This window comes from Metabacillus malikii (assembly GCF_030813355.1).
In the GTDB taxonomy this organism is placed as follows: Bacteria; Bacillota; Bacilli; order Bacillales; family Bacillaceae; genus Metabacillus; species Metabacillus malikii.
Genome location: NZ_JAUSUD010000016.1, coordinates 65,289 through 80,202 on the forward strand (window position 1 = coordinate 65,289; position 14,914 = coordinate 80,202).

Here is a 14,914-nt window from a genome sequence, read left to right on the forward strand (position 1 = left end):
AGTAGAATGGTCTATTCCACCGGCCTTTTATGTCTTCGCTTTAAACTTATCAACAAAGTGGTCAAATATTGCCTATAAACTTAAACTAGTCTATTTGAAAGTAACAACGACATCATTCATGTTTTTAATTTCGTCTTTAACAAGCAAAAGAATTTCATTTGCAGAAGATTTATCATGTTCTTTGGAGGCCTTTACTGTAATCTTTACATTATTACCTTCAGCACGCACTAAAGCATCCTCATATCCTTTTGACTTAATAAGCGTTTCAAGAATATGTTCTTTTTTAGCTGCCTCATCTAGCGCTTCCATTTCATCCTTTGCGACACTTTTCTCTTCAGCTGAAACTTCACTGCTTGCGATTGTCGATTTTAATTTTTCCTTTTGCTCACTACGAGAATCATCTAATTCCATTCTTAACTCTGCAAATAATTCTTCACTTGTCACGCTAGATGTAATCGTACCACCATCTTCAAATTCTTCTGTTTTAGCATCCTCTACTGCTGTTTCTTTCTCGCTTCCTTCTGTTGCTTCGGCTTTTGGTTCTTCTTTAGCTACTTCTTCTTTAGATTCGACTTCATCTTTTGATTCTTCAGCAACTGGTTCTTCTTTAGCAGTATCTGCCTTTTGGTTGTCAGTTTCTTTAACATCTTTATTTTCACCTGTCATAACAATATCACTTGCTCCGCCCTCTGGAGACGTAACATAATATACTGATAGGACCACCACTAAACTTAACATCGTTAATAGCCAAACTGTTTGTTTCTTTAACATCATCTATTCATCCTCCTTCATTTTTTTCGATGCGACTGCCACACGATGACTAGGTACTCCTAGTGCTCGTGTCACAGAATCTATTATTGTTTTTTTTATGTGAATGTTATCAGCACCAGCGGCAACAATTAACACGCCTCTTATTTCCGGCTTTTTCGTTTGAATGACGATAGGCGCTTCCTTCTCACCGTCCTGGATAACGACAACTTGTTCATCATGGGATTGGTCTTCTACCTCTCTTTTGCCACCATCACGGTCAGTTTCTTTTGTTAATTGGCTCTGTGTTACATTGTTTTTTTCAACAACTTTTTGTCCAGTGGAGTCAACATTCACCACAACAGATACGTCACCAACACCTGATATTGTTTCTAGTACTTCTTTTAGTTGATTCTCGTATTCTTCCTCATAATCAGAGATGGAGGTGTTTGAATTTGTTTGAGTTTGCTTAAACACTTCTGCACTATCATCATTCTCGGTAGTAGATACTGGTAGTACTTCTTTTGTACTTTCATTCGTTGTAAATAAATTGCTAACGATCATGATGGCAACACCTAATACGAAAACGACTAAAAAGTATTGATATTTTGATGGTTTCTTAGAATCGGATGATTGGCCAAGCAAGGATTTCAGCTTATGAAGTAAGCTATCTTTATCTTTATTACTCATCTAGATGACTCCTCCCCCCTTCCATTTGTAGTGAAATTTTTTCTGCTTCTACTTCCCAAATTTCAGCTAATGTTGCTGTTACTGCTTCCGTATTTACGTTAATTTTTGGTTCTTCCTCTTTCAAATCTGTTGTCGTATCAATCTCTACCAGCTTGATTACTTCAACTGCATCGTCATTTTCTATTTCTGATTGTGCGTATGGTGTTAATTCAACTTTGATTTCTGTTAAATCACTATGAGAAATTGTTTCGTTTACTTGGTTCGTATCGGATAGAAGGATATTTTCAATCTTTACATCATATTTTTCCACCAACTCCTCATCTGCCATCGTCTTCATTTGGACAGCCATTTGTTCTAAAATATATGCACGATGTGAGGCTTGTATTTCTTTTTTCTGAAATTCTATTAAATTTTTTACTTCATTTTCTTCAGAAGTACGTTTTCCTAGCTGAAAATCCTCTAAAACCGCATTCATATCTGTCGAGAAAATTTTAAAGATAGGATTAATGATGACAATGACTAACAACAAACTTATCACCATTTTTGCGTACTTTTGCATGGTTGAATTAGGCAATAGCAAGTCAATGATAACTGCTAGAAATATGAACACAATAATGTTTGTTATCCATTCTGTTAAAAATTGCACCAAATCCCCCCTATCCATGTTTATCTCATCATAATCGTAAGGTTTCCAGCTGCGATGATTACCGTTAAACTCAGAAAAAACATTAGTGATACAATTGCTAGTGCTGCAAAAATATAAATCACACTTTTACTAATAATATCTAAACATGCTATGACAGGACCGCCGCCTAGTGGTTGTAATATCGAGGCAGCAATTTTATAAATAAATGCTAATGATAAAACTTTAATTGCTGGAAATGCGACAATAAAAAGAAGAATTGCGACACCAACAACTCCTACTGTGTTTTTTAGTAGTACCGAGGCACTAATGACAGTATCTGTCGCATCTGTAAACATTCTTCCTAATACAGGAATGAAATTTCCCGTAATGAACTTAGCTGTCCGAATCGTTATTCCATCTGTTACAGCTGCAGAAGCACCTTGTACAGATATGACTCCTAAGAAAATGGTTAGGAATGACGCTAACAGGCCGATGCTAATATTCCGCAGTAACCCTGCTAGTTGTGTGACCTTATATTGTTCTGTCAGTGTACTGACAATACTTAGTAGTGCTGATAGGAATAATAACGGAAGGACAATATGGCTTATTAAAAGACCACTAGTATTCATTAAAAATATGATTACGGGATGAAAAAAGGCTGCTGAAACAATACCACCTGATGAGGCCATTAAAGCTAACAAGAGAGGAATTAACGCAAGGATGAAGTTGGTCATCGATTGGATTGCTTCATTCGTATATTGAATGGCAACATGAAAGCTATTTAGGGCAATAATGATTAACACCATATAAACGAGTGCATATGCCACCTTGCTCACTGTACTCTGATTAAAGGCATTTTGTAAAAGTTGTAAGAGTGTACTAAATATCGTTAGTAAGATTAACGTACCAAGTAGTTTGCCATTCGCAATTAGTTCGTGAAATAAATATTTCAATAATGCTTTCATCCATTCTTGAAAACTAAGTTCCTTTTCACCGGTTAAAAATTGTAGAAGACTCCCTTTCTGACTTTCGGGAAGAAAGCCCCCATATTCCTGCATCACATTATCCCAAAACTTTTTTATATCGCTAATTTCTAATTTTTCAACTTGTTCTTCTACTATAGCTTCAGGATTCGGTGATTCTTGTTGCTCGACTTGTTGAGGTGTCTCATTAGCTTGTACAATATTTGGAACCATTAGAAAGATTGAGAAAAGACAAATATAGAGTAAAGGACGCATTTAAACACCTCCACCTAACCTTAATAAGAGCTATATTTTAAGTCATGTATTCTATGAACCTGGTATCATCCCTAGCACTGTTTCGATAATGACAGTTAATATCGGAATCGCCATTGTTAGAATAAGAATCTTTCCACCAAGTTCAATTTTGGATGCAATCGCACCTTGTCCTGCATCCTTCGTTAGTTGTGCTCCGAATTCCGCAATATAAGCAATCCCGATAATTTTTAAGATTGTTTCAACATAAATAAGGTTGACATTTGCATTCGTGGCAATTCTTTCTACCATTCGGATAATCTCATATACTTGATCGATTAAAAATAAAAAAATCACACTTCCAACGAATACAACGAGCATAAAAGCAAAAGTAGGCTTTTGCTCCTTTATAATTAGGGCGAGGAATGTAGCAATAAGTCCAAGGCCGACAATCTGTATAATTTCGATAAGAAGCCACCTCCTTATCCTTGAAAGAGAAATACCGATTTAATCTTTTGAAATAAGTCATCGACAATTGATGCCACCATAAACAAGATATAGATAAAGCCTATTAGAGTAACCCACTGTGCATATTCCTTTTTCCCCATTTGATCTAAAATTGTGTGAAGGAATGCAACGACGATTCCTATCCCGGCAATTTGAAAGATCGTATTTATATCAACGCCCATTGCTATGACTCCCTTCAACTACTACATCAATAAAATGACTAATAACAACCCTGACAATACCCCTAAGCTTTTCACCATTTTTTCATACCGTTGCTGCCTATCTACAGCGTCTGACTCTTCCCTTTCCAGGTGCGTCAATGCTAATTTAATATGTTTTTGCTGTGATATTCTGTCATGCTTACCTAACGTTTCACCAAATTGCGTTAACACTTCAAATTCTCCCTGTTTGAATGCTGTAAATCTCCAAACTTCATTTAAACTTTCTTCCCAAGCGACTTTAACACTTGTATTTCCCTTCGATAGTTTCGCTGAGAAATGCTCAAAAAACATAGCGAGTGGCATGGGGAGCTGCTTAGAGATGTTTTTTGAAGCAACGATTAACGATGTATGACCATACATTATTTCTGCTTCTAGTGACTGTAGTGCTACTTTCAACTGTCTAAGCTGCTTTGTTCTCGCACTCAAATGCTTAGCAGCCTCAAACCCTGCCCAAGTTGTAGCGATTATGATGAGAAATGCCCCTATTAACTTCATCATGTAGGTTACACTTCTTTCTATTTAAGAGTTCATTTCCATTTTGGTTGATAATTTTCTGAACAGTTCCTGGACCATCACTTCTCGTTAGTTCTATAAAACGTTCAAACACGTTTGCTTCGAACAGCATTTTTAAGGAAGGACGATTGAGTAACTCACTAGCATGATAGCCATGCACTGATATAAAAAGCTGCACTCCAGCATGAACGGCTTCCATTACAGCTTCTGCATCTTCCTTTGTACCGATCTCATCGACAACGAGTACATCTGGACTCATTGAACGGATCATCATCATCATTCCTTCTGCCTTCGGACATGCATCCAAGACATCGACACGGTCACCCAACTTGTGTTGCGGTACACCATTCACGCATCCAGCAATTTCTGACCGTTCATCAACAATCCCTACTTTTCGTGAAGGGATATCTTTATATCCACAACTTATTATCCTTGCAAAATCACGTAACAGCGTTGTTTTTCCAGTTTGTGGCGGTCCGATTATCAATGTATTTAACCAATTTCCTGCATATAAATAAGGTACAAATTGTTCTGCTACACCAATTTTTTCTCGAGCTACACGTATATTAAAAGAAGTTACATCGCGAATTGCTTTAACTCGTCCATTTTCAGTAATGACTCTACCCGATAGACCTACTCGATGCCCACCCTGAATTGTAATAAACCCCTTTTTCAATTCTTCCTCTAATGTATAGATAGAGTAGTGGCTTAATTCATTTAAAAGATTAATAGCATCATCATATGTGAGTTGATAAGGAAGAAAAATTGGTTTCCCTTGAATAATAACTTCCACCCTTTTCAGGACACGTAGTCGAACTTCTTCAACGCGAGACAAACTGTTGTAATCAATCTTTTTTATTTCATTTCGAATCGACTCTGGAAGCATATCAATAATTTCCTGCATAACGCTCCCCCTAATTCCTAATCATTAGTTTCAATATATGCTAGGCATTTATCATTCATGACAATTTGTCCAATTGAAATAGAAGAAACATAAACACACACTTACTTATAAATACCAAACAAGATAAAAAAGACACCTAGTCCAATAAAAAGAAGTTTTGCATATGATAACTGGTCAGCAATATGAAAAATACCAATTGTCATCGTTACGATAAATATTACTGGACCAACAATTGCTAGTAAGGAGTTTATCGTAACTGCCTTTTTCACATCATTGAATATTAACATTAATATAGCTGCTGTTAATTCAATCGATGCAGATAATAATCGCAATCCTGCCATTGTTAATACTGTAGAATCAATATGTGAGAACAAACGTTTCATAGTAACCTCCTATATGAATACCTGTTTGTACAACATATGCTTGTTTGAGTAATTTTAGACAAGGAAGGTTTTGATTATTAAAAAAACATGAAGCGTGGCTATAAGACTCATTTTTGCAAGCGTATTAAAGTGGTTTTTTCTGTTGATGGAGAAAATCATTTATTATCTGTAGAAGGTTATTGAGTCTTGGTCAGAATATTTGAAGTAGCATAAAAAATTTTACGAAAACTAGAAAGTGGACATCACGAAGAAAACCTAGTTAGATAGTTACGATTCAGAATGTAATTATCATTATGAATGCAAATAACTACATAGGTTTTATGGGATATCTTATAAAGGTTGATTGGTACTAATTTTAGGCCTCGTGCCCGGTACGTGAGAGAGATTAGATTTTATAGGAGTTTTGGCCGTGACTGCTTATAGTATTCTAATGTAGACGGAATTTTAGCTAAGTCAGCACCTAAATTTCTTCATTTGCATGGTGAAGGAGGTTTTCTTTCCTAGACCGTTTCAAAATCTTCTTCATTTGCTCGATGAAGGAGGTTTTTACCGAAGAATAGATTCAAAACCTTCTTCATTTGCTCGATGATGATGGTTTTATTCCCGAAACTGTTTCAAAACCGTCTTCATTTGCTTGATGAAGACGGTTTTCTTCCCAAGACCGTTTCAAAATCTTCTTCATTCGCTTGATGAAGAAGATTTTATTCCCGAGACCATTTCAAAACCTTCTTCATTTGCTCGATGATGATGGTTTTATTCCCGAGACCATTTCAAAACCTACTTCATTTGCTCGATGAGTACGTATTTACCGGGGCCGTTGACAGTTTCAAACCATCAAATATTCGACTTCATCAACCTAAATGTCTAACGTCTTACAATCCTTCCCATCTCAATGTATACAGCACAGCATAAAAAAAAGATATCCTCATAGAAGATATCCTTTTTCAAACTGCTTATGCTCTTGACACATAAGATCCTTCACTTGTGTTAATAATTAGGCGGTCTCCTTGGTTAACAAAGAATGGAACCTGTACAGTAAGGCCAGTTTCTAATGTTGCTGGTTTTGTTCCTCCAGATGCAGTGTCACCTTTAATTCCTGGCTCTGTATCAACTACCTCTAACTCAACTGTATTAGGCAACTCAACACCTAATGTTTCTGAACCAAACATCATAATTTGTACTTCCATGTTTTCTTTAAGGAATTTTAGCTCGTACTCAATTTGAGATGATGGTAGCTCAATTTGGTCATACGTTTCAGTGTCCATAAACGCATGTTGATCTCCATTTGCATATAAATATTGCATTCTTTTTGTTTCAATTTGCGCTTTGGCAACTTTTTCACCTGCACGGAATGTTTTTTCCTGAACAGCACCTGTACGTAGGTTACGAAGTTTAGAGCGAACGAATGCTGCACCCTTACCTGGCTTTACATGTTGGAAATCCATTACTCGCCAAATCCCATTGTCTACCTCAATTGTTAGTCCTGTACGAAAATCGTTTACTGAAATCATATATATGTCCTCCTAATAGCTTAAATAAGGGAAATGAATTTACATCAATTCTATGTAAGCCCCTTAATTACAAAATAATAAGTTCTTTTGGTGAGTGAGAAAGTGATTCATTTCCACTATCAGTTATAACAGTATCATCTTCTATTCTAACGCCACCTAATCCTGCAACATAAATCCCTGGCTCAACCGTTACAACCATGCCTGGTTCGAGAATTGTATTCGACCGAACAGATAAAGCTGGTCCTTCGTGCACTTCCATACCAAGACCATGTCCTGTTGAATGCCCAAAGTATTCTCCATATCCTTGCTCAGTTATGTAATTACGAGTTAAAGCGTCAGCTTCCTTGCCGTTCATACCAGGCTTAATTCCAGCCATTCCACGCTTTTGTGCTTCAAGGACAACCTCATAAATTTTCTTTAATTCATCAGCTGGTTCACCGACAGCAAAGGTCCTTGTTATATCTGAACAATATCCTTTGTAGTATGCACCAAAATCAAGCGTAACAAAGTCTCCCTTTTCAATTACTTTTTCAGTCGCGACTCCGTGAGGTAGAGCTGAACGATAGCCCGATGCAACGATGATATCAAAAGAAGAAGATGTTGCCCCATTTTTTCTCATGAAAAATTCCAATTCGTTTGACACTTCAATTTCGCGAATACCCGGCTTCACATAAGTTAATATATGATTATATGCTGCGTCGGCAATCTCTGTTGCTTCCTTTAATATCTTAATCTCTGAAGGAGACTTAATCAAGCGTAACTTTTCAACTGCACCTGAGACGGGTACAAATTCAGTTGTTGCAAGAGCATTCTTATAAAGTGCGTATTGCTGGTATGTAAGATGGTCTTGTTCAAAACCTAACTTTTTAATACCTAATTCTTTCGCAACTTTAGCTACTTCTTCACTGAGCAGTCCAGTATGTTGAATGATTTCAAACTGTTGTACTTGCTTTGCTGCTTGTTCCATATACCGGAAATCGGTCATAAAAATCGCTTTTGTCTCAGTAATAATTGCTAACCCTGATGTTCCGGTGAATCCAGTCATATATCTACGATTAAATTCACTTGTAATAAGTAAACCATCGATTGATAATTCATGAAATCGATTACGAATCTTTTCTAACTTCATTATGCTCTCCCCCTAACTTATCGATTAATGCAAGTAACGCAAGTTCATATCCTTTAAAACCTAAACCGATAATTTGGCCAATCGTTCCAGGTGCAGTAACTGATTGATGACGAAATGCTTCTCGTTTATGAATATTTGAAATATGTACTTCAATAACAGGAATGCTAATACTTGTAATAGCATCAAGAAGCGCATAACTATAATGTGTAAATGCTCCAGGGTTGATTACGATACCGTGATATTGATCATTTGCCTCATGGATTGCATCAATTAAATCACCTTCATGATTTGATTGAAAGCAAACAACTTCGAAATTTTTCTTTTCTGCTAAGTTTAAAAGTTTTCGTTCTAAATCTGTTAATGTTAATGCACCGTAAATTTCTGGTTCTCTAAGTCCTAATCGATTTAAATTAGGTCCATTTATCACTAAAAATCTCAAAACATTAACCTCTCCCTCTCTAAAAATAAGATGCTTTTTGAATTCCCCACAGATTTAATAATATGCTGTATTCGTAAGGATTTTCGCTATTATTTATTATTCGTTAACTCCTGAACACATACAATTAGCTCTATTAAACCTTTTTTTAAAATGTTGCAAAAAGCATTTTTGAATTAGGCATTTATTTTCAATATGTAACTAAAAATTAACGATCGCTAACTTAGACCTTCAGTTTAAAAAAGAATGTTCAGCTAATGAACATTCTACCATATATAACTACCTATGAACTACGTTTTTACCGTTAGTTCTCTTCAGCTAACGTTAATTCATTATAATCAAAAGAAATAGAATAACCTACAAATAGTCCATATAACACATATAAACAAATTGATGTAACAATTGTTTTCCTCGATAATTCAAAAATTTCCTTAATATCTGGAAATAGAGGATTGAGAATAAAAAATACGAGCCCCCAAAGAATTGCACCATACGCAATACCAACCCACATTGATTTAAATCGTTTCAGAATTGCATAATATACAAGGGCAACACCAATTGAAAGGATTCCTATTAATATAATGCCAATAAATTCTCCTAATGTGTTGTTCTTCCATTCACCGAGAGCTATCGGCTGTAGAATAAGCTTAGGACTAATTTCCATGAAATTTAATATTGATGCGAGATATGCAAGTAAACTCCAAAAAATACCACCGAATAGTCCTGTTGTGACAACCTTTCCCATTTGTGACATTTTGGGTTCTTTTTTATTTTGCTCTAGAGTCGGATTGTCTTTCTCCATTTTTTTCTTATCTGTCATCATCCTACACCTCCATTACTTACTATGTCCATTTTTACATAAGTCATGTTTTCTTTATGAATATTTCTTTTGTTGTATGACGTATGTCTTAGGATGTAGTACCATGGGTATAATGGAAGTAAAGCATTATCCTATAAAACAAGAGAGTTGTCTCTAGAGGTTTTGCAATATATTATGTATCATAGAGGTAACTAACGATAGCAAATTAATAAAAAAAAATTACCAACACAAATTTTAGATTATATCTTATAGAATGCGCTTTCAATATCTTTGAGCTTCTGCATATATATAATGTAAATAATTAATGTTATTTTGACACTTTGTTATGGTTAAAGCTATTTTCGTTAACAATATTGTATTCTCCTTATTTGTAGGTTTGGGTTGATTGCAGCACAAGAGCATTCGCTTTCTACCGGGTGGTGAGCCTCCTGATAACTCGGCATAAAAGCCTGTATGTGGCTCACCACTCCAGCGCATCCGCAGGAGTCTCACACCTCCGCTCCAACCAACCCTTTATAAAGTTAGTGTATAAAAAGTTAGGAAAGAGCCTATTTTTACTAATAATCGTTGTGGTCTACTTAAGTATTGGCGTAAGGGGTGTATAAGTATCTTTTTCATAGGTTTTCAAATAGTTTCAATGAATGACATTTCAAATAATTTATACATCAATCTTAGCAAACAAAACAAATAAAGGGTTCAGTAACGATAACAGTATGATAATCAACAATTTCTAATTTGGATTAATTGGTGATTGCATTTACATTTGGAGGTGTTAGGATGAATCAGCGTGTAATGAAAGGGATAATTTTAGCTATTATTATTTTAGGGGTTATTGGGGTCTTATTAAATCCAATGTGGCTAGTTAGACAAGTTGCATTTATCGCCGTCGTAGGTGGGATTATTTATCTTGCATACCGATTCTACGCTAAAAGGAAATTAGGGAAAGAATATTCATCATATATGAGGGCAGCTAAACAATCAAAAAGACGTTACAACGAACAAAAAACACCAGTTCAAAATGTTCGAAGTTTCTCTCAGGCTAGGAAGACAATTTCCACTTCTGCCAAAAAGAAAAAACAACCCTCTCACCTTACAGTAATTGAAGGAAAAAAGGGAAAGAAAAAGAATAGAGCACATTTCTAATAGGTCCATGTTTTAAGAAAATCATATGTTCGACTTTTACCTAGCTCATATAGAGCTAGTTTTTTTTCTTCTGTAAGGGCAAACTCTGTAGAAATGATATCATCAACTGGTAAAAACACAATATCCTTCTCGTGTTTACTAGATATATGACGACTATCATGTGCATCCTTCATTGTCTCAAATAGTGCTCCATATAGTTCAAAGGCATTTTTTATGTTCCTTTTTGGCTGCTCACTCTCTCTCGAACTTAATTTTATCCCTAATACTGGTCTAGTTTGTTTAAAATTACTCTTCTCTTGATAAAATAGCCAAATTGGGAAATTACTTAATACCCCACCGTCAACGACAATATTACTACCTTTCGTTGATGCCAATTTTACTGGTTCGAAAAAGTAAGGTAAGCTACAACTCATCCTCACTGCTCTTGCAACAGAGAATGACTCCATATGCACCCCATATTTATGTAAATCATCAGGCAATACGATTAACCTTCCATTCGTTAAGTCAGAAGCAATAATTCTTAATGAGCCTGGAGGTATATCTGCAAACGTTACAATTCCCTTCTTTTTTAGGTTGATAAGTAGCCATTCTTCTAATTTATTTCCTTTATATAACCCTAAATTCCAATATAACGATATCCATTTTGTAAGTGAGAATGGAAAGATTGTTTTTCTTTCATCTAAAAAAATGTTCAAGTCAATCTCATCTACCAGCTTATATATTTCGTCTGCTGTATAGCCCGCTAAAATAAATGCAGAGATAATTGACCCTGCACTAGTTCCTGCTAATCTTTTAAATTTATATCCTTTGCTTTCAATCGACTTATATGCACCTATAAGAGCAAATCCCTTAATTCCTCCACCTGAAAATACTCCATCAATATACATCTCGTCATCTCCCACTTTATGCTTTACTATAGTGTAGGAAGAGGAAGAAATTTTTAGAACATATCAGTAATTAGAAATCAATTTAATGACGAAGAAATGAAATGGATTGTTCATGCTCTACATCTTAGGAGGCAACAATAATGTCTACGAAAACTTTATTTCTTTAAATATTGGAACTAAATAAAAGGCAGTTTTCGTAAGCATGTTGCATTATACTTAGTTGGCGTTATGAGTTAATCTTCTATTTCAGTACTCACAGGTAGCGGGGTGGGTGGTGAGTCTCTTAATAAAGCATATGCTAAGAGCAACAATCTTTTAGAAATAAGCCAAATAAAAACAGAAGGAAGCTTATTCTCTCCTTCTGCTTTTATGTTAATCATTATTCTTTTGTATGTTTCTCAACGTATTGACTCTTTCCTTATCTTCCTCAAAGAATTGTACGAGATCACCAATTCTGTCGATCGCATTCCAGCTTAGATGATGTTCTATTCCTTCTACGTCATTATAAATTTTATCCTCATCTACTCCAATAATTCTTAAAAATTGTTCTAGAAGGTCATGACGGTAAACAAGTCGTTTGCCGGTTTTTTTACCTTTATTCGTTAATACTAACCCTCTATATTTTTCATAAATCAAATATTCATCCTTATCTAATTTTTGAACCATCTTTGTAACTGAGGAGGGATGTACCGCTAATGCTTCTGCAATATCTGAAACTCGAGCATATCCTTTATCTTCAATTAATAAGTATATTTGTTCAATATAGTCTTCCATACTTGGTGTTGGCATATAAGTCCCTCCAAATTGCACCGTCTTTTAAAACGAAATCAATATAATTTTACATGAGAATACTTGACAATACAAGAGACTAGAGAAAGCTAAGCCCTCTCACATCCTAAGGCTTGCAAAGATGAATTAGAACAGAAGGCGTCTTAGCCCTCAATTCTAAATTGGCTTTATGTACTTAGGGTCTATGCACTGGAACTAAACACAAAATCAAAGTACATTCTTTGTTCTTTCCTAAACATTGTTGCCTTTAACTAAGTTGACGTTTAGACTTTGTCTCCTCATGCAATATTCGCTTTCCGCGGGGTGGGTGTGAGGGTTATCGAACTCTTCAGCGTAAACGCTTGCTCACGTCTCACCTCTCCCACGCATCCCGCAGGAGTCTCGCAATTAGCTCCAACAAACCATTAAAAAGGTTAGTGCAAAAAACCACGATTTTTTAGAAAGGAGCCTAAGAAAAAAAGCCTGACAAGGTCAGGCTCCGTTAAGATTATAGCTTATAGTCCACATTTTAGTTGTGCGCCACAGCTTGTACACGTATTACAGCCTCCAAGGTCTTCTACAGTACCTTCTCGACATACAGGACATGTATTTCCGACTTCATTACCAATTGTAACATCTGTTGAACGTAAATCATTAATCGTGTCTACAAGTACAACCTTACCTTTTTCTTCAGTTCTACCGATTTCTTCTGTGTCCTCAAATGTATTCTCTTCTGCTTTTAAAGTTAACACTTGTGAATCACGGCTTCCGTCTACATAAACAGTACCACCTTTAGCACCGCCTTTATAGAGACGTTCGTAAACTTTTTCAACTTGTTCAACTGTATAACCTTTCGGTGCATTCACCGTTTTACTAATTGAGCTATCTATCCAACGTTGGATTACACATTGAACATCAGCATGTGCCTCAGGTTTTAACTCCATTGCAGAAATGAACCATGATGGTAGATTATTTGGATCTGCATCAGGGTGATTATCTAGATATTCTTGAACAATATCAGCTTTCACCTCGATAAACTTTCCTAATCTTCCACTTCTAAAGTACGAGAATGAGAAATATGGTTCCAAACCAGTTGCTACCCCTACCATTGTTCCTGTAGAACCAGTTGGTGCAACAGTTAATAAGTGTGAATTACGAATACCATACTCTTTTACACCGTCACGAATATCAGAAGGCATTTTTTTCATGAAACCAGTCTGAACAAACGCTTCACGAAGTCGTTTCGTTTCTGCATCGTCACCTTGTAAAAATGGAAAACTTCCTTTTTCTTTAGCTAATTCGATAGAAGCACGATATGCAGTTGTTGCGATTGTTTCAAATACTTTATCAACTAACTTGTTACCTTCTTCCGAACCGTACTCTGTTTCACAATAAATTAATAAATCATGTAATCCCATTACACCAAGACCAACACGACGTTCACCTAATGCTTGGTGTTTATTTTCTGGCAGGAAGTATGGTGTTGCATCAATGACGTTATCTTGCATTCTTACTCCAACTTCAACTGTCTTTTTAAGCTTATCAAAATCAACTGTCTTCGTTTCTTTATTAGCCATTTCTGCAAGGTTTACAGCTGCTAAGTTACAAACAGAATATGGTGCAAGTGGTTGTTCACCACATGGATTTGTTGCGACTACTTGTTGTCCATAGGCTTTTGCATTTGTCATATCGTTGGCATTATCAATAAAGAATATTCCTGGCTCTGCTGAGTATGTTGCACAAATATTGATTAGATTCCAAAGTTCCTTCGCCTTAATTGTACGATATGTTCGAACTTTATAACCTTGTTTTTCCCATTCACGAACATCTCCAACTTTATGCCAATTCTCATTATATGCATTCATATTCGCTTCGTCGTATGCTTCAACATCAGGAAAACGTAGTTCATAATCTGCGTCATTTTCAACAGCATCCATAAAATCTTTCGTTAATGTAACCGAAATATTTGCACCTGTTAAAAACTCAGGATTATGAACGCTATACGTACCGCCTGTATGAAGTTTTAATTCTGCTTCTCTAATAATCTTTTCAGTAAAACCACCCGTACCAGGGATTTGTTTATAGTTTACAATACCTTGATACATATCAATCTCTTGCTGAGTAAGTGGTGTGAATTTTAATTTATCTTGTGCATATTTTTTAATGGCGTCATCTTTTGTATTTTCAATCAAAAAACGTAGTATTCTTGGATTTTGCATTTTAGAAATAATAAATTCAATAATATCCGGATGCCAATCAGATAACATAATCATTTGTGCACCACGCAACTTGTTACTCCTCTATACATAGAGTGGTTAGGTCATTTCTGCCTAACTCTCATGCTTTCACATGAGCTCGGACTATATCATCAAGGTTATTACGACAATCAATTAGTCTATAACCTTGTCTCGTGCCT

16 protein-coding genes and 1 pseudogene are annotated in these 14,914 nt (G+C 35.7%); 1 reads left to right on the forward strand and 16 read right to left on the reverse strand.

Annotated elements, in window-relative coordinates:
- Positions 1-90: 90 nt before the first annotated feature.
- The 13 genes from J2S19_RS15050 to J2S19_RS15110 all read right to left on the reverse strand — a co-directional run bounded on the left by J2S19_RS15050 (position 91) and on the right by J2S19_RS15110 (position 9,703).
- Positions 91-774, reverse strand: coding sequence for a SpoIIIAH-like family protein (locus J2S19_RS15050; protein ID WP_307343709.1), 684 nt, complete (start codon positions 772-774; stop codon positions 91-93).
- Complete coding sequence (gene spoIIIAG / locus J2S19_RS15055) at positions 775-1,437, reverse strand: stage III sporulation protein AG (protein ID WP_307343712.1); 663 nt, start codon at positions 1,435-1,437, stop codon at positions 775-777. It abuts the gene before it with no gap.
- Positions 1,430-2,083: a stage III sporulation protein AF gene (gene spoIIIAF / locus J2S19_RS15060; RefSeq protein ID WP_307343715.1), complete on the reverse strand. Its 654-nt coding sequence runs from the start codon at positions 2,081-2,083 to the stop codon at positions 1,430-1,432. The genes spoIIIAG and spoIIIAF overlap by 8 nt, the downstream gene beginning before the upstream one ends.
- 20 nt (positions 2,084-2,103) lie before the next feature.
- Complete coding sequence (gene spoIIIAE, locus J2S19_RS15065) at positions 2,104-3,300, reverse strand: stage III sporulation protein AE (RefSeq protein ID WP_307343718.1); 1,197 nt, start codon at positions 3,298-3,300, stop codon at positions 2,104-2,106.
- A 51-nt stretch (positions 3,301-3,351) separates the two neighbouring features.
- Positions 3,352-3,744, reverse strand: coding sequence for a stage III sporulation protein AD (spoIIIAD, locus tag J2S19_RS15070; protein ID WP_370875154.1), 393 nt, complete (start codon positions 3,742-3,744; stop codon positions 3,352-3,354).
- 14 nt (positions 3,745-3,758) lie between these two features.
- A complete protein-coding gene (spoIIIAC, locus tag J2S19_RS15075; protein WP_095299874.1) occupies positions 3,759-3,965 on the reverse strand; it encodes a stage III sporulation protein AC in 207 nt (68 codons plus the stop codon).
- Between the two features lie 21 nt (positions 3,966-3,986).
- Positions 3,987-4,502, reverse strand: coding sequence for a stage III sporulation protein SpoIIIAB (gene spoIIIAB, locus J2S19_RS15080; RefSeq protein WP_307343721.1), 516 nt, complete (start codon positions 4,500-4,502; stop codon positions 3,987-3,989).
- Entirely contained in the window at positions 4,444-5,421 is a 978-nt protein-coding gene (spoIIIAA, locus tag J2S19_RS15085; RefSeq protein WP_307343724.1) for a stage III sporulation protein AA, read from the reverse strand. The genes spoIIIAB and spoIIIAA overlap by 59 nt, the downstream gene beginning before the upstream one ends.
- A 101-nt stretch (positions 5,422-5,522) precedes the next feature.
- Positions 5,523-5,804, reverse strand: a complete 282-nt coding sequence (locus J2S19_RS15090; protein WP_307343727.1) for a YqhV family protein — start codon at positions 5,802-5,804, stop codon at positions 5,523-5,525.
- Positions 5,805-6,757: 953 nt separating this feature from the next.
- On the reverse strand, positions 6,758-7,315 hold the full coding sequence (efp, locus tag J2S19_RS15095; protein WP_307343731.1) for an elongation factor P: 558 nt from the start codon (positions 7,313-7,315) through the stop codon (positions 6,758-6,760).
- A gap of 67 nt (positions 7,316-7,382) precedes the next feature.
- Positions 7,383-8,447, reverse strand: a complete 1,065-nt coding sequence (locus tag J2S19_RS15100) for a M24 family metallopeptidase (RefSeq protein ID WP_307343854.1) — start codon at positions 8,445-8,447, stop codon at positions 7,383-7,385.
- The gene (gene aroQ, locus J2S19_RS15105) at positions 8,422-8,883 is read right to left on the reverse strand and encodes a type II 3-dehydroquinate dehydratase (RefSeq protein WP_370875152.1); all 462 of its coding nucleotides are present in this window, start codon (positions 8,881-8,883) and stop codon (positions 8,422-8,424) included. The genes J2S19_RS15100 and aroQ overlap by 26 nt, the downstream gene beginning before the upstream one ends.
- Positions 8,884-9,184: 301 nt before the next feature.
- Positions 9,185-9,703 carry a YqhR family membrane protein gene (locus J2S19_RS15110; protein ID WP_307343733.1) on the reverse strand — a complete coding sequence of 173 codons (519 nt, stop codon included), beginning with the start codon at positions 9,701-9,703 and terminating at the stop codon, positions 9,185-9,187.
- Between the two features lie 774 nt (positions 9,704-10,477).
- On the opposite strand from J2S19_RS15110, the gene J2S19_RS15115 reads away from it, so the two are divergent.
- Positions 10,478-10,843: an SA1362 family protein gene (locus J2S19_RS15115; protein WP_307343737.1), complete on the forward strand. Its 366-nt coding sequence runs from the start codon at positions 10,478-10,480 to the stop codon at positions 10,841-10,843.
- On the opposite strand, the gene J2S19_RS15120 is transcribed toward J2S19_RS15115, so the two are convergent.
- From J2S19_RS15120 to J2S19_RS15130, 3 genes and pseudogenes are all read right to left on the reverse strand, one after another.
- On the reverse strand, positions 10,840-11,730 hold the full coding sequence (locus tag J2S19_RS15120) for a patatin-like phospholipase family protein (RefSeq protein ID WP_307343740.1): 891 nt from the start codon (positions 11,728-11,730) through the stop codon (positions 10,840-10,842). The genes J2S19_RS15115 and J2S19_RS15120 overlap by 4 nt on opposite strands.
- 372 nt (positions 11,731-12,102) lie before the next feature.
- The gene (gene mntR / locus J2S19_RS15125; RefSeq protein ID WP_307343743.1) at positions 12,103-12,519 is read right to left on the reverse strand and encodes a transcriptional regulator MntR; all 417 of its coding nucleotides are present in this window, start codon (positions 12,517-12,519) and stop codon (positions 12,103-12,105) included.
- A 494-nt stretch (positions 12,520-13,013) separates the two neighbouring features.
- Positions 13,014-14,783, reverse strand: a pseudogene (locus J2S19_RS15130) (vitamin B12-dependent ribonucleotide reductase); the annotation flags it as partial.
- Positions 14,784-14,914: the final 131 nt, after the last annotated feature.

What these genes read in the sequence shown, in the direction of transcription:
- J2S19_RS15050 (WP_307343709.1), bottom strand. Translation starts at nt 774, where the DNA reads ATGATGTTAAAGAAACAAACAGTTTGGCTATTAACGATGTTAAGTTTA.
- spoIIIAG (WP_307343712.1), bottom strand. Translation starts at nt 1,437, where the DNA reads ATGAGTAATAAAGATAAAGATAGCTTACTTCATAAGCTGAAATCCTTG.
- spoIIIAE (WP_307343718.1), bottom strand. Translation starts at nt 3,300, where the DNA reads ATGCGTCCTTTACTCTATATTTGTCTTTTCTCAATCTTTCTAATGGTT.
- spoIIIAC (WP_095299874.1), bottom strand. Translation starts at nt 3,965, where the DNA reads ATGGGCGTTGATATAAATACGATCTTTCAAATTGCCGGGATAGGAATC.
- spoIIIAB (WP_307343721.1), bottom strand. Translation starts at nt 4,502, where the DNA reads ATGATGAAGTTAATAGGGGCATTTCTCATCATAATCGCTACAACTTGG.
- spoIIIAA (WP_307343724.1), bottom strand. Translation starts at nt 5,421, where the DNA reads ATGCAGGAAATTATTGATATGCTTCCAGAGTCGATTCGAAATGAAATA.
- J2S19_RS15090 (WP_307343727.1), bottom strand. Translation starts at nt 5,804, where the DNA reads ATGAAACGTTTGTTCTCACATATTGATTCTACAGTATTAACAATGGCA.
- efp (WP_307343731.1), bottom strand. Translation starts at nt 7,315, where the DNA reads ATGATTTCAGTAAACGATTTTCGTACAGGACTAACAATTGAGGTAGAC.
- J2S19_RS15110 (WP_307343733.1), bottom strand. Translation starts at nt 9,703, where the DNA reads ATGATGACAGATAAGAAAAAAATGGAGAAAGACAATCCGACTCTAGAG.
- J2S19_RS15115 (WP_307343737.1), top strand. Translation starts at nt 10,478, where the DNA reads ATGAATCAGCGTGTAATGAAAGGGATAATTTTAGCTATTATTATTTTA.
- J2S19_RS15120 (WP_307343740.1), bottom strand. Translation starts at nt 11,730, where the DNA reads ATGTATATTGATGGAGTATTTTCAGGTGGAGGAATTAAGGGATTTGCT.
- mntR (WP_307343743.1), bottom strand. Translation starts at nt 12,519, where the DNA reads ATGCCAACACCAAGTATGGAAGACTATATTGAACAAATATACTTATTA.